Origin of the sequence: Feifania hominis, from assembly GCF_014384765.1 — a bacterium.
Lineage (GTDB): Bacteria > Bacillota > Clostridia > Oscillospirales > Feifaniaceae > Feifania > Feifania hominis.
In genome coordinates this window covers 21,253-44,276 of the sequence record NZ_JACRSP010000002.1, presented here as the reverse complement: position 1 = coordinate 44,276, position 23,024 = coordinate 21,253, and the positions used below count along the sequence as shown (strand labels likewise).

At 61.1% G+C, this 23,024-nt stretch carries 21 protein-coding genes, 1 tRNA gene and 1 riboswitch; of the genes, 7 read left to right on the top strand and 15 right to left on the bottom strand.

The annotated features are described in order from the left end of the window. Positions 1 to 164: 164 nt before the first annotated feature. The 6 genes from H8695_RS03715 to H8695_RS03690 form a co-directional block, all read right to left on the bottom strand. Positions 165 to 241 (bottom strand) — tRNA-Val (locus tag H8695_RS03715). Between the two features lie 77 nt (positions 242 to 318). Next, complete coding sequence (locus H8695_RS03710; RefSeq protein WP_249299543.1) at positions 319 to 1,026, bottom strand: ECF transporter S component; 708 nt, start codon at positions 1,024 to 1,026, stop codon at positions 319 to 321. Next, entirely contained in the window at positions 1,008 to 2,600 is a 1,593-nt protein-coding gene (locus tag H8695_RS03705; RefSeq protein WP_249299542.1) for an ABC transporter ATP-binding protein, read from the bottom strand. The genes H8695_RS03710 and H8695_RS03705 overlap by 19 nt, the downstream gene beginning before the upstream one ends. After that, positions 2,573 to 3,463 (bottom strand): energy-coupling factor transporter transmembrane component T, encoded by an 891-nt coding sequence (locus H8695_RS03700; protein WP_249299541.1) that lies wholly within the window; start codon positions 3,461 to 3,463, stop codon positions 2,573 to 2,575. Before H8695_RS03700 ends, H8695_RS03705 begins: the two co-directional genes overlap by 28 nt. Beyond that, a complete protein-coding gene (locus H8695_RS03695; protein ID WP_249299540.1) occupies positions 3,460 to 4,185 on the bottom strand; it encodes a DUF4430 domain-containing protein in 726 nt (241 codons plus the stop codon). The genes H8695_RS03700 and H8695_RS03695 overlap by 4 nt, the downstream gene beginning before the upstream one ends. A gap of 10 nt (positions 4,186 to 4,195) precedes the next feature. Beyond that, positions 4,196 to 5,689, bottom strand: a complete 1,494-nt coding sequence (locus tag H8695_RS03690) for an S-layer homology domain-containing protein (protein WP_249299539.1) — start codon at positions 5,687 to 5,689, stop codon at positions 4,196 to 4,198. Positions 5,690 to 5,769: 80 nt separating this feature from the next. Further along, a riboswitch (cobalamin riboswitch) is annotated at positions 5,770 to 5,947 on the bottom strand. Positions 5,948 to 6,085: 138 nt separating this feature from the next. Here H8695_RS03690 and H8695_RS03685 point away from each other — a divergent pair. Both H8695_RS03685 and H8695_RS03680 read left to right on the top strand, forming a co-directional pair. Then, complete coding sequence (locus H8695_RS03685; protein WP_249299538.1) at positions 6,086 to 7,468, top strand: aldehyde dehydrogenase; 1,383 nt, start codon at positions 6,086 to 6,088, stop codon at positions 7,466 to 7,468. Positions 7,469 to 7,518: 50 nt separating this feature from the next. Further along, positions 7,519 to 8,271 carry an EFR1 family ferrodoxin gene (locus H8695_RS03680; RefSeq protein ID WP_249299537.1) on the top strand — a complete coding sequence of 251 codons (753 nt, stop codon included), beginning with the start codon at positions 7,519 to 7,521 and terminating at the stop codon, positions 8,269 to 8,271. Between the two features lie 70 nt (positions 8,272 to 8,341). Here the strand turns inward: H8695_RS03680 and H8695_RS03675 are convergent, their stop codons facing one another. The 9 genes from H8695_RS03675 to H8695_RS03635 all read right to left on the bottom strand — a co-directional run bounded on the left by H8695_RS03675 (position 8,342) and on the right by H8695_RS03635 (position 19,190). After that, a complete protein-coding gene (locus H8695_RS03675) occupies positions 8,342 to 9,448 on the bottom strand; it encodes a M42 family metallopeptidase (RefSeq protein ID WP_249299536.1) in 1,107 nt (368 codons plus the stop codon). 18 nt (positions 9,449 to 9,466) lie between these two features. Further along, positions 9,467 to 10,981, bottom strand: coding sequence for an FGGY-family carbohydrate kinase (locus tag H8695_RS03670; protein ID WP_249299535.1), 1,515 nt, complete (start codon positions 10,979 to 10,981; stop codon positions 9,467 to 9,469). Positions 10,982 to 11,113: 132 nt separating this feature from the next. Continuing rightward, positions 11,114 to 12,220: a M42 family metallopeptidase gene (locus H8695_RS03665; RefSeq protein WP_249299534.1), complete on the bottom strand. Its 1,107-nt coding sequence runs from the start codon at positions 12,218 to 12,220 to the stop codon at positions 11,114 to 11,116. A gap of 26 nt (positions 12,221 to 12,246) precedes the next feature. Continuing rightward, positions 12,247 to 13,353, bottom strand: coding sequence for a zinc-binding metallopeptidase family protein (locus H8695_RS03660; protein WP_249299533.1), 1,107 nt, complete (start codon positions 13,351 to 13,353; stop codon positions 12,247 to 12,249). Between the two features lie 257 nt (positions 13,354 to 13,610). After that, positions 13,611 to 14,978: an MATE family efflux transporter gene (locus H8695_RS03655; protein WP_249299532.1), complete on the bottom strand. Its 1,368-nt coding sequence runs from the start codon at positions 14,976 to 14,978 to the stop codon at positions 13,611 to 13,613. Positions 14,979 to 15,026: 48 nt separating this feature from the next. Beyond that, the gene (locus H8695_RS03650) at positions 15,027 to 15,737 is read right to left on the bottom strand and encodes a gamma-glutamyl-gamma-aminobutyrate hydrolase family protein (protein ID WP_249299531.1); all 711 of its coding nucleotides are present in this window, start codon (positions 15,735 to 15,737) and stop codon (positions 15,027 to 15,029) included. A 126-nt stretch (positions 15,738 to 15,863) separates the two neighbouring features. Further along, positions 15,864 to 16,964 (bottom strand): M42 family metallopeptidase, encoded by a 1,101-nt coding sequence (locus H8695_RS03645; protein WP_249299530.1) that lies wholly within the window; start codon positions 16,962 to 16,964, stop codon positions 15,864 to 15,866. An 11-nt stretch (positions 16,965 to 16,975) separates the two neighbouring features. After that, positions 16,976 to 18,076, bottom strand: a complete 1,101-nt coding sequence (locus tag H8695_RS03640; RefSeq protein WP_249299529.1) for a M42 family metallopeptidase — start codon at positions 18,074 to 18,076, stop codon at positions 16,976 to 16,978. A gap of 10 nt (positions 18,077 to 18,086) precedes the next feature. Continuing rightward, positions 18,087 to 19,190: a M42 family metallopeptidase gene (locus tag H8695_RS03635; protein WP_249299528.1), complete on the bottom strand. Its 1,104-nt coding sequence runs from the start codon at positions 19,188 to 19,190 to the stop codon at positions 18,087 to 18,089. A gap of 103 nt (positions 19,191 to 19,293) precedes the next feature. On the opposite strand from H8695_RS03635, the gene H8695_RS11580 reads away from it, so the two are divergent. From H8695_RS11580 to H8695_RS03615, 5 genes are all read left to right on the top strand, one after another. After that, positions 19,294 to 19,428 (top strand): hypothetical protein, encoded by a 135-nt coding sequence (locus H8695_RS11580; RefSeq protein WP_283243591.1) that lies wholly within the window; start codon positions 19,294 to 19,296, stop codon positions 19,426 to 19,428. Between the two features lie 68 nt (positions 19,429 to 19,496). Continuing rightward, the gene (locus tag H8695_RS03630) at positions 19,497 to 20,171 is read left to right on the top strand and encodes a fructose-6-phosphate aldolase (protein ID WP_249299527.1); all 675 of its coding nucleotides are present in this window, start codon (positions 19,497 to 19,499) and stop codon (positions 20,169 to 20,171) included. Continuing rightward, positions 20,161 to 20,853, top strand: coding sequence for a Crp/Fnr family transcriptional regulator (locus H8695_RS03625; RefSeq protein ID WP_249299526.1), 693 nt, complete (start codon positions 20,161 to 20,163; stop codon positions 20,851 to 20,853). The genes H8695_RS03630 and H8695_RS03625 overlap by 11 nt, the downstream gene beginning before the upstream one ends. 77 nt (positions 20,854 to 20,930) lie before the next feature. Next, positions 20,931 to 21,239 carry a thioredoxin gene (gene trxA / locus H8695_RS03620; RefSeq protein WP_249299525.1) on the top strand — a complete coding sequence of 103 codons (309 nt, stop codon included), beginning with the start codon at positions 20,931 to 20,933 and terminating at the stop codon, positions 21,237 to 21,239. Then, positions 21,239 to 22,930 carry an FAD-dependent oxidoreductase gene (locus H8695_RS03615; protein ID WP_249299524.1) on the top strand — a complete coding sequence of 564 codons (1,692 nt, stop codon included), beginning with the start codon at positions 21,239 to 21,241 and terminating at the stop codon, positions 22,928 to 22,930. Before trxA ends, H8695_RS03615 begins: the two co-directional genes overlap by 1 nt. The last annotated feature ends 94 nt before the right edge of the window (positions 22,931 to 23,024 follow it).

The window sequence follows — 23,024 nt, the reverse complement described above, 5'->3', positions numbered from 1 at the left end:
TTTTTCTCAAAAACTTGAATGGCGCGATAAAGACATTTTTTGACGTCTATCTTGACGCCTATTTTGCTTGAAAAGGGGTGAAAAAAGGGCCTTTTTTTGAAAATGCCAAAGACAGAAAAACACCCGAAAAGCCTAGAACCAAGCGGCTTTGCGGGTGTTTTGAATGGTGGAGACGGAGGGGCTCGAACCCACGACCTCACGGATGTGAACCGTGCGCTCTGACCAGCTGAGCTACGTCTCCGTTTTTTTTCGGTGAATGTTATTATACATGATTTGAATGGCAAATGCAACAGTGAATTTCGGCAAATTGGCGCGGGGTCACTCCATCAGGCCGTACTTTTTTTTCACCCGGTCGAGCTTTGTGAGAATGGGCCCGGTCAGCACAAGCAGAAAGACGACACTCGCCGCCGCGTGAATGAGGTTGAAGCTCACCCCCGCCGCATAGGCGGCAAGCACGGTCTTTTTTGTCAGCGTGCCATAGATGGTCAAAACACTGACCAGATCCATGATTCCGCCATAGAGAAAAAAGGTGGCCACGCCTCCGTAGATCGTGAGGGCAAGCGGCTTTTTGGGGTATCCGGCGCGGCAGAGGAGCCCCGCGAGAAAACCGATCATACCAAAGCAGAACATCTGAAAGGGCGTCCACGGTCCCTGTCCGAAAAAGAAGTTTGACACAAAGCCCGAGAGGGCGCCCACCAGAAAGCCGCTTTCGGGGCCGAGGCCCACCCCGGCGAGAATGACAATGGCGGCGACCGGCTTGAAGTTCGGCACCATGAAAAAGGCGCCCCGCCCCGCCACGGCGAGAGCGGTGAGAACGGCGATGAGCATCAGCTCGCGCGCCTGGGGCCTGCGCCGCTCAAACACAAGCGCAAAGGGAACCATGGTGTAGAGCAGGAGCAGAACGCTGATCAGATAGTACTGCCGGTCGCCGAGCACTCGCACGCCGAACCAGAGCGTCAGAGGCATAGCGATAAAAATAAGAAGCGCGCAGAGGATCGTCCGTCTGCTCAGAGCTGTTTTTTGCACAGCGCACACACCTCCTCAACGGTAATGGCGTGGGGAAAGAGCCCGCGGCACATGCGGTTTGCCGCGGTCGTGTAAAAGTGGTTGCCGGGGAAGAACGAGGCGGGGGTGCCCGACGAGACAATCTGCCCATCGAAAAAGAGCGCGCAGAAGTCGGCATAGCGCGCGCAGAACTCCACATCGTGCGAGACGAGAAGAACCGTGACACCGCCCGCGCAGAGCCTGCGCAGCAGCGCGCCAAATTTCTCCTTAAAGGCGCCGTCCATCCCCTTGGTCGGCTCGTCGAGAAGCAGAAGCTGCGGCTCGGTGAGCAGAACTTTCGCAAGGGCCGCGCGCTGCTGCTCTCCGCCCGAGAGGTCGTAGGGGTGCGCGTCGAGCAGAGAGGAGAGCTCACACAGAGAAATCATCTCTTCGATGCGGGCCGGGTCCTCCGTCATCTCGGCGAGCTCCTCGTGCACGGTGCCTTTGGCAAAGAGCGTCTCGGGGCTCTGGGGGAGCATGCCCGTGCGAAGCGTGGTCTGCACATGGCCGCGAAGCGGGCGGCGAAGCCCCATGGCAAGGGCGAGAGCGGTCGATTTGCCCGCGCCGTTTGCGCCGACCATCGCGCAGCAGCGGCCCGCCGGCACACGTAGACTGAGCCCCTTGAGCACGTCTTCGCTGTGGCGCTCGTAGCGAAACCAGACTTCGTCAAAGGTGAGCGCGGCCGGCTGTGCCGCGGGCTCATCCGGCGCGGCCGTGTCGTCGGGGACCAGAGGGAGAGTCTGAAGAAAATCGCGCCCCTCGCGCACGGTCAGCGGCGCGGGACCGACGCCGTTGAGTAGACCGTAAAGCTGCATGGGCGCCGGCATGGAGCGAAACATCGGGTGACCGAGCGCGCGGAGCCTGGCCCCGATCTCCCGCGGGGAGCCGTCGGCGAGCACACGCCCGCCGTCGAGCACAACGGCGCGGTCCGACAGGGGAAGGGCCTCCTCGAGGCGGTGTTCGGTGAGCAGGACGGTGACGCCGAGCTCGCGGTTGAGACGGCGCACGGTCTGCAGAAAGTCGGCGGCGGCGATGGGGTCGAGCTGGCTTGTCGGTTCGTCGAGCAGCAGCACCGAGGGGCTCATGGCCATGACCGACGCGAGATTGAGAAGCTGCTTCTGCCCGCCCGAGAGGGTGGAGACGTCGCGGTGGAACCAGTCGGCAATGCCGAAATAGCTCGCCATTTCCGCGACGCGCAGACGGATGGTCTGCTGCGGAAGACCGAGGCTTTCCAGGCCGAAAGCGAGCTCGTGCCAGACCTTGTCCGTGACAATCTGACTGTCCGGATTCTGCATGACATAGCCGATCTCGGCGGCCTCGCGCCGCGCCCCAAGGGCCGTGAGCGCAAGCCCCTCAAAGAGAACCTCACCCGAGCGCTGCCCGTGTGGGGTCAGCACACTCTTGAGCTGGCGCAGCAGCGTCGACTTTCCGCAGCCGGACACCCCGCAGAGCGTGACAAACTCACCCGCTTCGATGGAGAGGGTGACACCATCGAGCGCGGGCCGCGGCGAGGCGGGATAGGTAAAGCTCAGATTTTGGAAAGCGATCTGTTCCATTGAAGCTCCTCAAGGACGGCGGCAGCCGGGGGAATGAGACAGAGCAGGGCAAAGCCGATCATGCCCAGCAGAGAGAAAACCCCGGAGCCGCCAATTTGAATGGCGGGAAAATAGCGGGCTGAAAGCAGGCCTGTGGACATGCAGGCAGCGGTGGCGGCGGTGAGAACGGCGATGCCCGCGAGCAGCGCCGCGTCGCGCCGGGTGAAACGCCACAGGCCGAAAGAGGTGCGCCCGGGCAGCCCGTAGCCGCGCGCGCGCATGCTGTCGGCGGTCTCAATGGAGTGCTCGAGCGCCCAGGTTGTCATGATCGAGACAATGGACAGCCCGCTTCGGATTCGTTCCATCAGCCGGCCTTTTCCGGCGTCGCGGCCGATGCAGCGCCGGGCGGCCGCGATCTCGCCGATCTGTCGGCGGTACCGGGGAACAAAGCGCAGCACCATGGAGAAGACGAGCGACAGCGCCGGAATCACCCGGCCGAACAGGTGGATGAATTTCTCAGATGTCATCACGATATTGTAGCAGTGAAACCACATAAGGATGCACACGAGCATGCCGCCCGCCGCCGCGCCGTACCACAGAGATTCGAGCGTCAGCGGATTGCCGCCGGCAAAGTAGCCGAGCACGGTGACCCCCCGGTGATTGAACAGGGGATTGACGGCGACGCAGAGCACAAACATCGGCAGCAGCACACGAAGCGCAAAGCGCAGGGCCTCTCTCCCCTGGAGCAGCACCCCGTAGAGCAGCGCCGCGCCGAGGGACACAGCGAGCAGAACTGGGTGGACGGTGAACATGCTCAGCGCGATGACCGCGATAAAATAGCAGAAGTTCACCGCCGGGTGAAACGAGCCGAAGCCGTCTCTCAAGACAGAGCCCCCCCCTCGCCGGCGCCGACGTCGCGCCCGAGGTCGCAGGTGTAGACCCACTCGACCGTCTCGCCGCCCGTCAGCGCAAAAGAGGAGCAGCCGACACTCGGAAAGACGCCGTCTACGCGGTACATCCAGCCCGAGCGCTCGCCGCAGTCGAACTCATAGAGGTTGCCGATGCCCTCGATGTAAGCTGTCTGATAGAGGGGAGAATCGGTGAATTCCAGATGAATTTTCTCCTGGCGGGTCACGCGCTTGAGCACGCTGAAGACGGTGTCACCCTGCTCGAGGGGGATCTCGGAGGCATGCAGGAGGATGCCGTCTTGCGGCAGCAGCTCGCGCACGGCATCGTCGAGCGCATCGCTCTCAACGGCGCGCTCACAGCGAATCGATACGGTACAGACGGCGGACTTGTTGGTCTCGCCCGGCTCGCTTGTTTTTTCGGGCTCGTCCGGCTTCTGCTCCGGCGGCGCCGGAGCGGGTTCCGGTTCAGAGGGCTCCTCCGGGGAGAGCGGCGCATCCTCGCCGGGGTCCTCCACGGGTGCGGCTGTGGGGGAAGATGGCGGCTCGTGCGTCTGCGGCGTCAGGTCGTCCGGATTAGAGTCAGACGGAGAAGCGGTCTCCTGCGGGGGGACGGCCGGCGAGCAGCCCGCGAGCAGCGCCAGAATAACAAGCGCGGCGAGCAGCACGGCAAATTTTCTTTTTGTTACGAGTGTTTTCAAGTTTTCGCTCCTATCGTTCACCGAGCAGGGAGTTCAGACGGCTCAAAATGGTGATAACTTCGGCGCGGGTGATCAGGCCCTTTGGCGCCAGATCGTCCCCGCGGCCGCCGACAAGCCCGTTTTCCACGCAGAATGCGGCCGCCTCTGCGGCCCATTCGGAAAGCGCGCCGCGATCGGGAAATTTTGCAAGAGCCGCGCGGTCGGCTGCCGTTTCGAGCCCGCACGCCTCAGCGGCGCGGGCGACAATGGTCATCATCTCCTCACGGCTGATGGGACTCATGCCGTCAAAGAGGCCGGCCTCCCGGCCCTTGACCACTCCGCGCGAGGCGGCAGCCGCGACGCCGGGACAGAACCACCGGTCAGGCGCCAGGTCGGAGAGCACGGGCGTTGACAGCGGCTCGAGGAGCCGCCAGCCGAGACTCTCTGACAGAGCGCCGACACACTCACCGCGCAGCGCCGTGCGGTCGGGCTCAAACAGGGTACCCTCGCGCACGATGCCGTAGCCGCCGGTCGCGGCAACCTGGCCGGCGCACCAGTGGCCGTCGATGTCGGTGAAGACGGGAACTGACGGCTGCACGGCGTCGGTCAGATCATAGAGCCGGTTTTTCCCGCTTCTCAGCCGCTCGACAGCGCTGAGTGCACAGAGCGCCTGTTCGGTTGCCATGCGGTTGGACGGGCCGCCTGCGAGATGGGCAAAGCCGCCGTCGCTGTTCTGAAAGGCGAGCAGCGCATCGAGCACTCCCGCAAAACGCCCGTCGAGTTCCGGATCAATGCCGAGCGAGGCGAGCGCAATGACAACCTGCGCGGCGCTCTCACAGTTGGCCTCGCCATAGGATTCGTAGCCGCCGCCGGGGAGCTTCAAAGAGGCGAGAACCGTGACGCCGCGGTCGACAGCCTGCCGCACACGCTCCAGATGGCAATAGGGGGCAAGGGCGCTCAGAGCCATGGCGGTGACGTCCGCATCCGGCTCGCCGCCGAGAGAGAACCCGCCGCCCGGCAGCTCGCGCGTGAGGATCAAATCGATGAGATACTCCCGCGCGGCGGGATGGGTGGCATCGGTATCGGGAATCGGGTAGTCGGCGCTGTCAAAGGCGACCAGTGCAAAGATAGTGCCGTTGATGCCCTGCTTTGACACCTTGTCGGCGTCGGTGAGACAGTCGAGTAGCGAGTAGCCGCCGACGTCGTCCACCCCGGCGCCGAGCGCGGTGAGGGCGATGACACGGCGGGAGTACTCGGTGTATTTTGTGCGGGTGAGGACCCCCTGTTTGTCGCGCAGCTCCTGCGATACTCTCGCGACATAGCTCTCGCGCAGCTCGTCGGGGAGCTGGCCCGCGCGGGCGAGGGCAAAGATGGCCCACTCGGATTCGTCGTAGATTCCGGAGTCAAAGGTGCGAAGCAACCACCCGGCAGCGCGGCCTGCTTCGTCGGTGACAGCCAGGGCCGCAAGCCCCGCCGTCAGAATCAGACACAGGGCAAGCACCGCTGCCAGAAGTCTCTTACGCATAACCATTACCTGCTTTCCAAAAAAATAGAAGCTCAAAAAGAGCTCCCGTTGTGCGGTGCTGCTCCTCTCATCCCAAGAACGCGCGCGGCTGCGGCATGGCAGTTCTCCTGGCTTATGGCTCATCCGCCGGAACGCCTTCTCGGGCCGAAACCCAATGGCATCTGTTCCCTTGTCGCCAAATACAGTAATGGATGTTGCGCGGGATTCGCACCCGACTTCTCTCTTGGGGGTCGCCCCACCATGCCGAATCAATTGTGATATATCATAGAAACGCAGGGAACGTTTGCCCCGAATGGTTTCCATCGAATACTTTTTCATTATAATCTCTTTTGCTCGGCGATTCAACGCTCTTTTTTGTGTTAAGATATACAGTAGAACAAAAGCGGAGGTTCCGGTATGCAGGAAGAGTCAATCACAGAATTACTCAAACGGCAGCGCGATTTTTATCGCGCGGGGAAAACGGTGGCTCTCGACTTTCGCCGCGCGGCGCTCGAGGCGCTTGACGCAGCGCTTGTGCGCTGGGAGAGCGATCTCTATGAGGCGCTTTGGCGCGACCTCGGCAAGAGCAAAACGGAGAGCTATGCAACGGAGCTCGGCTTTGTGCGCGCCGAAATCCGCCACACGCTGCGCCATCTGCGCCGGTGGGCGGCGCCGCGGCGGGTGCGCACGCCGATGATGCTCTTTCCCGCGCGCGGGCGTATTTTACAGGAACCCTATGGGGTGGCGCTCATCATCGGGCCGTTCAACTACCCGGTTCAGCTTTTGCTCGAGCCGCTCGTCGGGGCGATTGCAGCGGGCAACTGCGCGGTGCTCAAAGCGTCCGAACTCACCCCTCATGTCGCCCAGGTGCTCGCCGAGCTCGTCTCACAGACCTTTGACAGCGGCCATGTCGCGCTTGTCACCGGCGGACCTGAGACGGCGCAGGCGCTTCTGCGCTGCCGGTTTGACACCATTTTCTTCACCGGCAGCACCCGGGTGGGCAGACTGGTATATGAGGCGGCGGCACAGCATCTGACGCCGGTGACGCTCGAACTCGGCGGCAAGAGCCCCGTCATCGTGTCGGCGCGGGCAAATCTCGCCGTTGCCGCCGAGCGGATTGTCTGGGGAAAGCTGCTGAACGCGGGTCAGACCTGCGTTGCGCCCGACTATGTTTTGGCTGAGCGGCCGATTGTGGGTGAGCTCACTGAGAAGATCTGCAAGACGATCACAGACTTTTACGGGCCTGACCCGCGCCGGAGCCCGGACTACGGCAGAATCGTCACACAGTCCCATACCGAGCGCCTGCGCGGACTTCTTGAGGAGGACCGCGACCGGATTGTCTTCGGCGGCGAGACGGATGTTGAGAGCCGCTATGTGGCGCCGACCGTGGTCATGGCGCAGCCGTCGAGCGCCTGCATGCGCGAGGAGCTCTTCGGGCCGATTTTGCCGGTGCTGGAGGTGGGAGATCTTGACGAGGCCATCCGCTTTGTCAAAGAGAGGGAAAAGCCGCTTGCGGCCTATGTTTTTACCGAGGACCGCTCTGAGGCGAAGCGCGTGACGCGGGTGATTTCCTTTGGCGGGGGCTGTGTCAACGACACCATCACCCATCTGATCAACCCCAATCTCCCCTTTGGGGGCGTCGGCCTGTCGGGCCTTGGCGCCTACCACGGAAAGGCGAGTTTTGACACCTTTTCCCACGCAAAGTCCATTGTCACAAAGACGACGCGTTTTTCCGTCCGGGTGCAGTATCCGCCGTACAGTGAGAAAAAACTGGGGCTGCTGAAAAAAGTGATGAAATGACAGGCCGCGCCGCCGTGCGGCGGGCCGGTTCATAGAGTGGAGGAGAAAGAATGGTATTGTATTTTTCCGCAACGGGCAACAGCGAGTTTGCGGCAGAGCGCATCGGCCGGACGACAGGCGACGAGGTGCAGAATCTCTTTGAAAAGATCAAAACCGGCGATTTTTCCCGGATGCATTCGGACCGCTCGTGGGTGGTTGTCGTGCCGACGTATGCCTGGAGAATCCCGCGCATTGTGCAAAACTGGCTGGAGAACACGACGCTCTCGGGGAACAGACGGGTGTATTTTGTGATGACCTGCGGCGAAAATGTCGGCAACGCAGGCAAATACCTGAAAAAGCTCTGTGAGAAAAAGAAGATGGACTACTGCGGATGCTTTGCAGTCAAAATGCCCGAAAACTACATTGCGATGTTCACCACGCCGAATGAAGACGAGGCGGCGCGCATCGTGGAGCGGGCCGAGGGCGAAATAGACCGCGCGGCCCGTCTCATTGAAACAGGCGAGAACTTTCCGCAGAGCGCCGTTTCCCTCGGCGGCAGAGTGAGCAGCAGTTTTGTCAATAAGATGTTTTATCCGCTGATTGTCCACGCAAAAAAATTCTGCGCTACCGACGCGTGCATATCCTGCGGCCGGTGCGTTGAAGTCTGTCCGCTCTCCAATGTCCGCCTCAAAGAGGGAAGACCGGTGTGGGGCGACCGCTGCACACACTGCATGGCGTGCATCAACCGCTGCCCGACAGAGGCGATTGAATACGGGACGCACAGCAGGGGACTGCCGCGCTACGTCTGTTCAAAGAAAGTGTAGGCAGAAATGTAAAAAAGGGAGATGATACCGGTTTGGTATCATCTCCCTTTTGTCTCTGTGCCGCCTGTTGTTATGTTCTGTCTTCAAACCGGCCGAGAGGGAAGTTCGCGTCAATGGAGACCGCCATCTCACAGGTGAGTTCGGCGAGCTGAGCAATGTCTGCAAGCGAGCTCGTCTCAATGGGGGTGTGGGTGTAGCGGGTCGGCCAGGCGAGTTCCAGCATCCCGATGCCCTCGCCCTCAAATTGCAGATAGCAGGCGTCGGTCACCGTACCGATGGAGGCTGTGCGCTGCAGATTGATGCCGCGGCGCTTCGCGCAGGCGAGCGCGTGATCGCGCAGATTCTTGTGGGCAATGTAGCCGTTGAGGGTGCCGCGGCCGTGAAAGTCGTAGAGCACCATCACAGGGCCGTTGTCCATGGTGACGTTGTCCTTGCCGTGCAGGTCGGGTGTGTCGCCGCACTGCGCGCAGTCGAGACTGATGGCAAGATCGCACTTCGCCGTGCGCGCGGCCATCATGGCGCCGCGCAGATTGAACTCCTCCCAGCAGGTGCCGACGACATAGATGGTCGCCTCGTGCGGGAGGCCCTTGAGCATGGAGGCCACCTGACACAGCGCCGCAACACCGGCCTTGTCGTCAATGGCGGTGCCGCTGACGCGACCGTTTTGCAGCTCGCGAAACGTCGGCGTGTAGCAGATGGGACAGCCGACCTGAATGCCGAGCGCGCGCACCTCGTCGCCCGATTTGCAGCCGATGTCGATGTAGAGCTCGGGAATTTTGTTGACGACATACTTCTCCTCGGGCGGGGTGACGTGGTGCGCCTTGTTGCCGACAACGCCCTTGTAGAAGCTCACGCCGTCCTCCGCGCCGACGGTCATCTCAAGCGCAGGCAGTATTTTTTCCGGAATGCCGCCGAGGCGGTCAAAGCGGATGTAGCCGTCGTCGTCGATGCAGCGCACAATGAAGCCGAGCGTGTCCATATGCGCAAAGAGCATGACGCGCGGCGCCGCGGGATTGGAGCCGGGGAATGTGGCAATCACATTGCCGATTTTATCCTGTACAACATCGTCGGTGTATTTTTGGAGTTCCGCTTTCACCTTGTCTGCGAGCAGACTCTCGTAGCCGCACAGGGAAAAGGTGGTCATAAACTCCCGCATGGTCTCTTTGAGTGGGTACATGGTATTCCTCTCTTCCGATTAAAGTTTGTGCATGAGCTCTTTTGTCGCCGGGTAGAGCTCGTCGTAGAGCTTGCGCAAAGGCTTGTAGAGCTCGTGCTGCCCGGCATTGGGCGAATAGGTCACACCGGGCTTGATCAGCCGGTCGAATTCGCTGCGGTCACGGTAGTAGCCGACGCCGAGGCCGGCCAGCATGCAGTCGCCGTAGGAGGCGCCGACCGTGATTTGACTTGTGTGTATGGTCTCGCCGGTGACGTCGGAGATCATCTGCAGCCACGGCGGATTCTTCGTGCCGCCGCCGACCGCCATGACCTTGCTGATGGTGGAATTGCCCGCGTGCCAGATGTCAAAGTGCTGGGCGATGGCGTACGAGATGCCCTCGAGCGCCGACTTGTAGAGGTGGGCGCGCGTGTGGTTGAGATTGAGCCCGAAGAAGACGCCGCGGGCCTTGGGGTCCTGAATGGGCGTGCGCTCGCCGACAAAGTAGGGCAGGCAGATCAGCCCGTCGGATCCTGCGGGGATTCCCTCGATTTCGTCCATCATGATGTCGTAGGCGTTGCGGCCGGTCTCACGCTCTTTCTCGATGGCGTCGAAGAAGATGTTGTCGCGAAACCACCTGGTCAGTGTGCCCGAGGTGGAGGTTCCGCCCGCGATCATATAAGTGTCGGGGAAGATAAAGGGGGCGGTGGAGAGTAGATCGTCCTGCTTCCACTCGTCCGTGACGAGAATGAAGAACGTCGAGGAGCCGAGCATGACCATCAGCGATCCTGTGTTGTAGACGCCGGTTGAGACGGCCTCGGCAGGTGCGTCGATGGTGCCGACGATGACGGGCGTGCCCTCGGCGAGACCTGTGGCCTGCGCAGCTTCCTTTGTGACCTTGCCGGCGATGTCGGTCGTCCAGCCAAAGTCGGCGAGCTTGTCGCGCGGAATGTCGACGAGTTTGCCGACGGTCTCATCGTAGGCGAGCTTGTCGTGACGGTAGAGCGGCGACCAGCCGTTGCAGGTGTAGTAGTCCATCACGAAGTTGCCGGTGAGCTTGGCCACCAGATAGGTTGCGCCGGGAATGAGCTTGTAGGTCTTTTTGTAGATCTCGGGCTCGTTGTTTTTGATCCAGAGCGCCTTGGGCAGCAGGGTCGTTGTGTTCATGCGGCGCGTCAGTGAGACGTTCTCGCGCTCGAAGAGGTCGTTTAAATAGGCGATTTCTCTGGTGTTTCTCGTGTCGATGCCATAGAGGATGGCGTTTCGCAGGGGCTTGCAGTCGCGGTCGACCGGCAGCACGTCGCCGCCGTTGACGCTTGTGCCCACCGCCGCAATGTCGGTGGGTGCAAGGCCGCTCTTCTCAAAGAGGGCCCGGGTGATCACGCACAGATCGCCCCACCAGGACTGCTCGGCGTCGTGCTCGCACCAGCCCGGTTTCGGCGTGAGAAGTTTGTGGCCGACGGCGTGCTTGGCAATCAGATTGCCCTCGCCGTCCATGATGGAGCCCTTGCTCTCATAGGTGCCGACGTCCACGCCGAGAAAATAGGTCTTTTCCATGTTGCCTCCTCCTCGCACAGCGGCGAAGTGAATTTGAGGGAAATGTCAATACCAACATTATAGCGAAAAGCCTCAGAGGAAACAAGGGTGGGAGGACGATTGTCCTCCCACCCGAGACAGGGAAGTCAGAGATTATTTTTCAAACCGGCCGAGTTTGAAGTTCTTGTCAAGCGAGCAGACCATCTCGCCGACGATGTCGCCGACCGCCTTGATGTCCTTGACGTCACAGACCTCATTCGGGCTGTGGGTGTAGCGGAAGGCGTTGCCGCACTCGAGCATGGCGACGCCGTCGCCCTCGAGCTGCAGATAGGCCGAGTCAGTCAGACCGCCGATGCCGGCAGTGCGCTGAACAGGGAGTCCCAGGCGGTCGGCGCACTCGACGAATTTGTCGCGCAGACCACGGTGCACAATGGTGCCGTTGAGAGTGCCGCGGCCGTGGAACGTGTACGTTTTCAGGCAGGCGCCGCCGCCCATTTTGGCGTTTGCGGAGCCGCGGGTGTCGGGGGTCGTGCAGTCGGCGCCGCCGTCGATGCAGATGCCGATATCAACGTTGCAGGTGCGGTTTGCCATCATGGCGCCGCGCAGATTGAACTCCTCCCACACAGTTGCGACGACAAAGACAGTCGCGGCGTGGGGCGTCTTCGACAGACGCTCGGCAACTTCCACCAGAGCGACGCAGCCCGAGCGGTCGTCAACCGAAGTGGCGGCGATGCGGTCGTTTAAGAGCTGACGGAACGCGGGCGCGTACACGACCGGGCAGCCAACCTGAATGCCGGCGGCATAGACCTCCTCGGCGGATTTTGCACCGATGTCAATGTAGAGCTCGGGAATGGTGTTGACTTTGTATTTCTCGCTGGCGGGCGTGATGTGGTGGGCCTTGAAGCCAAAGGTACCGGGAACCCAGCCGGAGCCGTCCTCCTTGCCGACAAGCAGCTTCTTCGCCGGCAGGACTTTCTCGGGGATGCCGCCCATACGGTCGACGCGGATGTAGCCGTCGTCATCGATGCGGCGCACGATGAAACCGAGCTGATCGGTGTGGCCGAAGACCATGATTCTCGGCGCCTCGGGATCCGTGCCGGGGAATGTGGCGATGCAGTTGCCGACCTTGTCGATGCGCACATCGTCTGTGTACTTCTCAAAGTAACCCTTAATCTTGTATGCCATTTCCGACTCGTAGCCGCACAGCGCGGGAGTCAGGCAGAAATCCTTTAAAATTGCGTTGAGTTCTTGTACATTCATCTGGTTATCCTCCTTTTCGTTGTGGTTTAGAAACGGTGCAGATCGAACGACTTGTCGATGCTCAGGCAGACGTTGCCGGCGAGAATGCCGAGCATCTGCACGTCGAGCAGGCCGCTGAGCTCGCCCGGCGAGTGGTTGTAGCGGCTGGTTGCGCCGACATTGATGCAGGCGACGCCGTCGTTTTCAAGCTGCAGGTAGGAGGTATCGGACAGACCGCCGATGGCCGCGTTGACCTGGTAGGGCATATTCAGCTCTTTGGCCACCTTGATGAAGCGGTCGTAGAGACCCTTGTGGGCGATGGTGCCGTTGAGGGTGCCGCGGCCGTGGAACGAGTAGGCGCTGATGACAGGGCCGCCCTCGTAGACGGTGTTGTTGACGCTGTTGTTCTTGAGATCGGGGGTGTCGGCGGCGAGGCTGCCGTCAAGGCAGATGCCGATGTCGCACGGAGCGGTGCGGTTCGCCATCATGGCGCCGCGCAGGTTGAACTCCTCCCACACCGTGCCGACAAGGTAGATTGTCGAGGCGTGGGGCTTCTGCGAGATGATCTCGGCAGCCTCGATCAGGGCGGTGCAGCACTTGCGGTTGTCACCGGAGGTGCCGAGCGCGCGGTGGTTGAGCAGCTCGGTGAAAGCCGGCTCATAGACGACCGGGCAGCCGACCTGGATGCCGGCGTCGTAGACCTCCTGAGCGCAGAGCGCGCCGATGTCGATGTAGAGCTCGGGGATGGTGTTGACGGTGAACTTCTCCTCAGCGGACTGCTTGTGGTGGGGCTTGACGCCGAAGACGCCCTGCACATAGCCGGAGCCGTCCTCCTTGCCGATCCAGACGGCAGAGGCGGGAAGAACTTTCTCGGGGATGCCGCCCATGCGGTCGACGCGGATGAAGCCGTCGTCATCAATGCGGCGCACGATGAAGCCGAGCTGGTCCATGTGGGCAAACATCATGATCTTCGGCGCCTCGGGATCGGTTCCCGGGAACGTGGCGATCATGTTGCCGATCTTGTCGAGCCGGACGTCGTCTGTGTAGGCTTCCATATAGGCTTTCATCTTCTTGGCAACAAGAGATTCATAGCCGCACAGGCCCGGCGTCAGCATGAGGTCTTTGCAGATTTCTGTGACACGATTGATATCCATTTGTCGTCCTCCTTGCGCTATTTCAATTTGTACTGACACGGTTAGGGGAGGTTGCCCTCCACCATGAATTCTACCATAGCGAATTTGGGAAAACAACGAGCGCCGCTATGGAATCGCCGAAAAAAGAGGCAGAAAGGTACAAATTGGTTTTTTGAAATTAGACCATTCTATGAAAGGTTCAATACCATATGGATACCATTTACAGCTGACCCCGCGGGTATATGAAAAAAGAGAGGACGCCGAAGCGTCCTCTTATTTTATGCGGGGCTCTCGCTGCCTACGATTTTGGTCGAGAGCTTTTTCCAACTGCCCGAGTGGTAGCGAATGGCCGACGGTATGAGGCCGAGCGCCCAGCCGATGGGAACGGCGTAGCAGACCCCGTGATAGCCCCAGAGGATGCCGAACAGAACAGACAGCCCGATCTTGGCCACCAGTTCCACGATACCCGACAGAAGCGGCACTCTGACGTCGCCCATGCCCTGGAGCATGTAGTTGTAAAGCCAGATGAGCCCCAGAAAGACGAAAAAGGCGGCTGAGATGTTCAGATTCATTCGCGCCAGAGGGACAATGTCCTCAATGTGGGCGTCGGCATCCGAGATGAACAGGCGGATGAGCCGGTCGCCGAAGACAAACAGAATGCCGGCCGCGGCAACGCAGAGACCGGTCACGATGCCCGCCACTTTGCGGTGCCCCTCTCTGATGCGGTCAAATTTCTGGGCACCGAGATTCTGCCCGGCGTAGACTGCAAAGGCCTCGGCAATGGTGAAGTAGATCATGGTTGCGAAGTTTTGAATGCGGTAGCTTGTGGAGTGAGCGGCCACCACATCTGTACCAAATGTGTTGACGACGCCGGACACCGTCATATCACCGATGGAGAGCAGGACGCTTGAAAGGCTCATGGGAATGCCGATGCGCGCAATCTGCCCGATGCTGTGAAAGTCGGGGCGCCACTCGCGCCCGCGGGCGCGAAAGATCGGGAAGCGCCGCCAGATGGTGACGACGCACAACGTCGCCGAGATGATCTGCGAGAGCACCGTTGCGATCGCGACGCCGGCGACCCCCATGCGAAAGACCAGCACGAAGATCAGATCGAGCAGAATGTTGAGCACCGACGAGAGAATGAGAAACAGCAGCGGCGTGCGGCTGTCGCCGACCGAGCGGAGGATGGCGGCGGCCGCATTGTAGGTGAGCTGGCCCACGCTCGCGCCGATGCAGATCTGAAGATAGAGCGAGGCGCTGTCGAGAATCTCGGCCGGCGTCTGCATCAGAATCATCAGCGGCCGCGCGCCGAAGATGCCGGCAAGGGACAGCAGAACCGCGCAGACCGCAGTGATGTAACAGGAACTTACCATCGTGCGGCGCACCATCTTCTCGTTTCCGGCGCCGAAGTACTGCGCGATAACGGCCGAAAAGGCGGTGGTCAGCCCCATGGTGAACGAGAGCAGGAAAAAGGTCGCGTTGCCCGTCGTACCGATTGCCGCAAGCGCGCGCGAGCCGTCAAAATTGCCCACGATGAGCATGTCGATCACATTGTAGAGCTGCTGAAACACGGCGCCCACCAGCATGGGGATGGTGAAACGCAGAATGAGCCCGAGCGGCTTGCCGGACGTCATGTCGTTGACCATGGAGGACCTCCTCTCCGAATTAAAACGTTTTGATTATAAAGAACCTGCCTAGCTTTGGCAGGCATGGACGAAATCTTCAAACAGAGCGAGACAGGCGCCGTCGCGAGACACGCGCCGCTCGGGGTGAAACTGTACAGCATGCAGATAGGCGCCCTGTGTCCCTTCGATAGCCTCGATGACGCCGTCGGCGGCTCGAGCCGTGACACGGAGCCCCTGACCGAGCGCTTTGATCGCCTGGTGGTGGGTAGAATTGACAAGCGACTTTTCGCCGCCAAACAGCCGTTCCATTCGGCTGCCGGGTTCGATGGAAATGCCGTGGTGCAGGTCATAGGGCTCACCGGGCTGCCAGTGGGCGAGAGACTCGGGAAGCTCTGTCGGAAGATCTTGATAGAGGGTGCCGCCGAGCGCGACATTGAAAAGCTGCATCCCGCGGCAGACGCCGAAGAGCGGCAGACCCCGCTCGCGGGCGAGACTGACCAGCGCAAGCTCAAACACGTCGCGCGCCATGGAGCAGGCACTGCAGCCGCGAGCCGGTTCCTGCCCGTAGAAAGAGGGGTGAATATCCGCCCCGCCCGGGATGAAGAGACCGTCGAGAAGCCTGATCATCTGAAGGAGATTCTCCTCACAGTCGTGCTGATGAAGCAGCAGAGGAAGTCCGCCCGCTGCAACGATCGCATTCGGATAGTCCTCATAGAGAGAACACTTGTTGTATTTTTCCGCCTCATCTACAAAAGTGGGAATTCCAATGACCGGTTTCAAGTAAAAACCCCCTTTACACAGTACCATCATTATACAAAAGCCGCAGTGAAAGTACAAGAGATTTCAAACGTATGACAGGGGCGCACCCAATGGGTGCGCCCCTGTCAAAAAGAAAAAAAGGGGGGATTAAAAACGTTTCACATCAAAGCTCGCGTCGAGACTTGTCACAATGGCGGCGACAAGCTCGCCGGTCTGCTCGATATCCGAGAGCTGCGAGAGCTCCGCCGGAGAGTGGGCATACCGACCCGGAGAGCCCATATCGAGAATGGCGACGCCGTCATTTTCGAGCTGCATATAGGCCGAATCGGTGAGACCGCCGATGCCGGCGCGGCGCTGAACGGGAATGCCCTCGCGCTCGGCGCAGGCCACGGCGAGATCAAAGAGATGCCTGTTGGCGATGGCGCCGTTGAGTGTGCCGCGACCGTGGAAATTGTATTTGGTGATAACGGGGCCGCCGCCGACTTTGACGCTGTTTTGCGAGCGGGTGTCGGGCGTGTCGCCGCTGCCGCCGCCGTCGACCGAGAGGGCAATGTCCGCCCGGGCGGTGCGGTTGGCCATCATGGCGCCGCGAAGATTGAACTCCTCCCACACCGTGCCGACGAGGTATACCGTACAGGGGTGCTCTCTGTCTTTGAGAAGAGAGGCCGCCTTGACGAGGGCCGTACAGCCGGAGCGGTTGTCGCGAAACGTCGTGACGACGCGGCCGTTCAGCACCGGCGTGTTTTGCGGCGCATAGACCACGGGGCAGCCGACCTCAATACCGGCGGCGCGCACCTCTTCGGCCGACTCCGCGCCGATGTCGATGTAGAGCTCGGGCAGGGTGTTCACCCTGTATTTTTCCTCGGGCGGGGTGATGTGGTGGGCCTTGAAGCCGAAGACGCCGGGCACCCAGTCCGTGCCGTCTTCGCGGCAGATGAGAACCGGCTTTGCAGGCAAAACCTTCTCGGGGATGCCACCGAGGCGGTCGACGCGGATAAAGCCGTCATCGTCGATGCGGCGCACGATAAAGCCGAGCGAGTCCATGTGCGAAAACGCCATGACCTTCGGCGCGCTCGGGTCGGTGCCGGGGAATGTGGCGATGACATTGCCGACTTTATCAATTCTCACATCGTCGGTAAAGCGCCCGAACTGGGCGCTGAGCGCCTGCGCCATGCGGGACTCATAGCCAGAGGGCGCGGGCGTCAGAGTAAAGGTGCGATAGATTTCACGAAGCTCTGTTCTGTCCATACAATCCCTCCTCAAAAGCGCTTCGGGTCGAAGTCTGCGCGTAGCTCAAGCAGCATGGCGCCCACAAGCTCGCCCGTCTTTTCGATGGAGAAAACATCGGCCGACTCGTTCGGCGAGTGGGCATAGCGGCAGGGCGAGCCGATCTCGATGCAGGCGACGCCGTCGTTTTCAAGCTGTAGATAGGCGGCGTCAGTGAGACCGCCGATACCCGCCGCTCTCTGACAGGGCAGGCCGTGGCGCTCGGCGGTTGCGAGCGCATGCTCGAGAAGAGGCCGGTTGACAATCAGGCCATTGAGCGTGCCGCGGCCGTGGAATGAGTACTTCTTGACCACGGGTCCACCGCCGAGAGTGAGGTTGGAGGCCGAGCGCATATCGGGCGTGTCGGCGGCGCTGCTGCCGTCGACGCAGATGCCGATGTCGCATTTGACTGTGCGGTTTGCCATCATGGCGCCGCGCAGATTGAACTCCTCCCACACTGTGCCGACGAGGTGCACCGTGCACTCGTGGGCCTGACCGGCGAGAAGAGACGCCATTTTGATCAGCGCCGTACAGCCGGAACGGTTGTCAATCGAGGTGCCCGCCACATGAGTACCGAGCAGCTGCTGGAAAGCGGGGCGGTAGACGACCGGACAGCCGACCTCGATACCGGCGGCGCGCACCTCTTCGGCCGACTTTGCGCCAATGTCGATGTAGAGCTCGGGCAGGGTGTTGACGCGAAATTTCTCCTCGGGCGAGGTGGTGTGGTGAGCCTTGACGCCGAATGTGCCGTCGATCCAGCCCGCGCCATCCTCCCGGCAGATCTTAACCGGCGACGCCGGAAGGACTTTCTCAGGGATGCCGCCGAGACGGTCGACGCGGATGTAGCCGTCGTCGTCGATGCGGCGGATGATAAAGCCGAGCGAATCCATATGGGCAAAGGCCATCACATGGTGGGCGTCGGGTCTGGTGCCGGGGAATGTGGCGATGCAGTTGCCGACGCGGTCGATGACAACGTCGTCGGTGTATTTGAGAAAGTACTCTCTCATTTTGAAGGCCATCGCCGACTCGTAGCCCGACGGAGCGGGCGTGAGCATCAAATCGCGAAGTACGCCGGTCAGTTCGCTGGTATTCATAGCGGCCACCTCAGAAGCGGCTCGGGTCAAAGTCCCGATCAAAGGTGCAGAGCATTTCGGTAATCAGCTCGCCGACCTGAACCATATCGCCCATGTCGGTCATTTCGACCGGCGTATGGGTATAGCGGAACGGAGAGCCGATTTCAATGATGGCGACACCCTTGTCTTCGAGCTGTACCCACGCGCCGTCGTTGACGCCGCCGAAGCCGGAGGCACGCTGGATGTTGAGACCGAGCTTTTTCGCGGCTTTGAGCGTGTGGTTGACCAGCTTCGTGTTGGCGATTGTGCCGTTTAAGGTGCCGCGGCTGTGGAAAGTGTACTTGGTCATGCCGGGGCCGTCGCCCATTTTGATGTTGTTCCAGCCCTTGAGATCGGGGGTGCAGCCGTCGAGGCCGCCGCCGTCGATGGCGATGGCGATATCGGGGTGTGTCGTGCGGCAGGCGATCACCGCGCCGCGGATGTTGAACTCCTCCCACACGGTTGCAACGAGAAAGACGGTGGAGGCGTGCTCGCGGTTCTTGAGCAGAGAGGCAACCTGCACGAGATTGGCGCATCCGGCGCGGTCGTCGATGGCCGTGCCGATCACGCGGTCACCCTGAAGCTCTTCAAAATCGGGCTTGTAGACGACCGGGCAGCCGACCTCAATGCCGAGCGCGCGAACCTCCTCGGCCGATTTTGCGCCGATGTCGATGTAGAGCTCGGGGATGGTTGCCACCTTGAACTTCTCGTCAGCCGACGTCAGATGGTGAGACTTATTGCCGAACATACCGGTGATATAGCTCTTGCCGTCCTCCGTGCCGATGAGCACCTTGAGCGCGGGCAGAACCTTTTCCGGGATACCGCCGAGGCGGTCGACGCGGATGAAGCCGTCGTCGTCGATGCGGCGCACAATGAAGCCCAGCGAATCGGTGTGGGCGTAGACCATGACTTTGGGCGCTTCGGGGTCGGTGCCGGGGAATGTGGCGATGACGTTGCCGATCTTGTCGATGCGCACATCGTCGGTATAGGCCTTGAAATCCTCCTGGATGCGATAGGCCATTTTGGATTCATAGCCCGACAGGGAGGGGGTCATACAGTAGTCGCGAAGAAGTGCGGTGAGCTCCTGTTTGTTCATAAACTTAAATCCTCCTCAATCTTACCATAATGGATCACTCTAAGCTCATTCTAGCACGGAGACGGCGGCAACTCAATGGACCGCGGCCGGAGCCGGGAAAAATTTGCAGATTCCGCCGGAACTGATATGGACCACCGGTTATTTGGAGCTGAACCACATCAAGACCAATTCCCGCGCCGTAATCGAAAGCCCCGCCGGGGCTGCCGCATCCGCCGGCGCCGGCGGGAGAAAGCTCTGATTGCCTTGTCTGGCCCCGGCGATCGGTGGTATACTGGTATCAACAAATCTGTAGCGGGAGCTGATGAGATGGAACTGCTGTTGGACACGGGCAATCTTCATGAAATTGAGCGCTGCTGCGCGCAGTATGCTGTCGCGGGCGTGACGACCAACCCGAGCATCATGTCAAAGGAGAGCGCGGACTTCTTCGAGTTGCTGCGCGCCATCCGCGGCGTGATCGGCAGGGAGGCGACGCTGCACGTTCAGACCGTGGGGGCGAGCACGCAGGAGATTTTGAGAGACGCCGACACGCTGCTCGACCGCGTTGGGAGCGACACCTATATCAAGATTCCGACCACCGCGCAGGGGCTCACAGCGATGAAGCAGCTCAAGGAGCGCGGCGTACATGTGACGGCAACGGCGGTCTACTCGGTTTCGCAGGCGCTCATGGCAGCCTCTGTCGGAGCCGACTACATCGCGCCGTATTTCAACCGAATCTGCAACTTCGGCGCCGACGGCGCGGCGGAGATTGCGCGGATGGCCGAGCTCTACCGCGTACAGGGCTGCAAAACCAAGATCGTGGCCGCGAGCTTCAAGAACATCGGCCAGGTGATCGAGGCGCTGCTCGCGGGCGCACAGGCTGTGACGGTGCCGGGTGAGCTGCTCGACCAGATGACGGCCAATCCCGCCATTGAGCAGGCGGTCAAAAACTTCCGCGCCGACTGGGACGGCCGCCATGGCGGCAGGGCGATCTGTGAACTCTGACGGGGTGGTGAACATGCAGCTGCGCGACTATCTGCCTTTCTGGGCGAAACTCGACGGCAGTCAGCAGGACCGCCTGAACCGGGCGGCGCTGTACTGCACGGCGAAGAGGGGAACCATCCTGCACAACGGCTCGCAGGACTGCGTCGGTGTGCTCGTGCTCACCGACGGCCGCATGCGGACCTACACCCTGTCCGGCGAGGGGAGAGAGGTGACGCTCTACCGGCTGTTTGAACGGGATATGTGCGTCTTTTCGGCGTCCTGCGTCATGCGGGGGGTCACCTTTGACGTGACCATTGCGGCGGAGAGCGACGTCTCTTTCTTTCAGATTCCAAGCGATCTGTTCCGCGAGCTGATGCGGGAGTCTGCCGTTGTGGCAAACTATGTCAACGAGCTGATTGCAACGAGGATGAGCGACGTGATGTGGCTGCTCGACCAGGTGATGTACCGCCGGATGGACGCACGGGTCGCCGCCGCGCTTCTTGAGGAGGCGGAGCTTGAGCAGAGCGAACAGCTCAAGCTCACCCATGAGGAGCTCGCGCGCCATCTGGGCAGCGCCCGCGAGGTGATCACCCGCATGCTCAAGTATTTGCAGAGCGAGGGGCTGGTCTCGCTCGGGCGCGGCGCCGTCTGTCTGCTCGACGAGGCGGGGCTGCGCCGCCTTGCGGGAGACAGCCTGCGCTGAAACTGTGACATGGTCACGGAAAGAACTGCTGCGAACGCGTATGATACAGACAAAAGAACCCGAAAGGAGAATACGCCATGTCAGTCGTATCTGTAAATGAGAGAAATTTTGATTCCGAGGTGCTTCAGAGCACTCTGCCCGTCCTCATCGACTTCTGGGCACCCTGGTGCGGGCCGTGCAAGATGTTTTCGCCGGTGGTGGATGAGGTCGCCGAGAGACAGCAGGGAAAGCTCAAGGTCTGTAAGGTCAACATCGACGAGGAGCCCGGTCTCGCACAGCGCTTTGGCGTGATGAGCATTCCGACGGTCGCGCTGATTCGCGGCGGCAAGCTTGAGAAGACCTCTGTCGGCTACCGCACCCGGGAGCAGTTGGAGGAGATGCTGTGATGAGAGTTGTTATCATCGGTGGAGTGGCGGGCGGCGCAACGGCGGCCGCCCGCCTTCGCCGTCTCGACGAGTCGGCGGAGATCATTGTACTGGAACGGGGCAACTATGTCTCCTATGCGAACTGCGGGCTGCCCTACTATGTGGGCGGCGAGATCACCGACCGCCGCCGTCTGACGCTGCAGAGCAGGGAGGGCTTTTGGAGCCGGTACCGCATCGACGTGCGCCTCAACAGCGAAGCTGTCGCGATTGATCCGGCCCGGCGGAGCGTGACAGTGCGCGAGGGCGGGGACACCTACGAGCTCGACTATGACAAGCTTCTGCTCTCACCGGGCGCGCGCACGGTGATGCCGCCGATTCCCGGCATCGACGGCGAGCATCTCTACACGCTGCGCACGGTCGACGATGCGCTCGCGCTGCGTGACGTTGTGGAGAGACGCCGCCCACGGGAGGCGGTTGTGGTCGGAGGCGGCTTCATCGGTCTCGAGGCAGCGGAGAATCTGGCGAATGCCGGTGTGCATGTCACGCTGATTGAGCGGCTCAATCAGGTGATGACGCCGCTCGACTACGATATGGCCTGCTCGGTGCACACCTATCTGCGCGATAAGGGCGTTACACTGCTGCTCGGGCGCGGGGTAGAGCGCTTTGAGCAGACGCCGGACGGCGTTCTCGTTCACTGCGACGGCGCACAGGTGCCGGCAGAGCTTGCGGTGCTCGCCATGGGCGTCTCGCCGGAGAGCGCGCTCGCACAGCAGGCGGGCCTTGCGCTCGGCATGCGCGGCGCGATTGCTGTGGACGAATTTCTGCGAACGTCCGACCCCGATATCTACGCCGTGGGCGACGCGGTGGAGATTACGCACTTTGTAAGCGGACAGAAGACGACAGTTCCTCTCGCGGGCCCGGCAAACCGCCAGGGGCGTATTGCGGCGGACAACATTCTCGGGCGGAGAGTGCCCTATCACGGCGCGCAGGGGACAAGCATTCTCAAGCTCTTTGATCTGACGGTGGCTGCCACCGGTCTCAATGAAACCGCAGCCCGGCAAGCCGGGCTCGCCTTTGACAAAGTGGTCACGTTTTCCCCGTCCCACGCGACCTACTATCCCGGCGCGAGCAACATGACTGTCAAGACCCTCTTTGAGCGTGAATCGGGCAGGATACTCGGCGCCCAGATTGTGGGCTTTGACGGGGTGGACAAGCGCATTGACGTTCTGGCAACCGCCATTCGGGCCGGAATGACGGGCGAGGAGCTCACCGAGCTCGATCTCGCCTATGCGCCGCCCTACTCCTCGGCGAAAGACCCGGTGAATATGGCGGGTTATGTGATTGAGAATGTGCGCGACGGCACGGTGCGGCAGTTCCACTGGGATGAAGTGGAGAAGCTGCCGCGCGGGAGCGTGACGCTTCTGGATGTGAGAAGCGCGCGTGAATTTGCGGGCGGACACATCGAGGGTGCTGTCAACATTCCTCTCGATGAACTGCGGGACAGGCTCGCAGAACTCGACGCCGCAAAGCCGGTCTACGTCAACTGCCACAGCGGCCTGAGGAGCTATATCGCCTGCCGGATTCTCACGCAGCGCGGCTTTGCGTGCTTCAATCTCTCGGGCGGCTACCGCTTCTATGAGAGTGTGCTGTGCGCCGACCGATTCAACGCGGATCCGGCTCACTCCTGCGGGGTAAAAATCGAAGAGAAGTGAGAACCCGCGACACTGCGGCAGATAGAGCGGAAACGACAAAAGATAAAACACAAAGACAGGAGCCGGTTTGTTGCTGGCTCCTGTCTTTTGATTG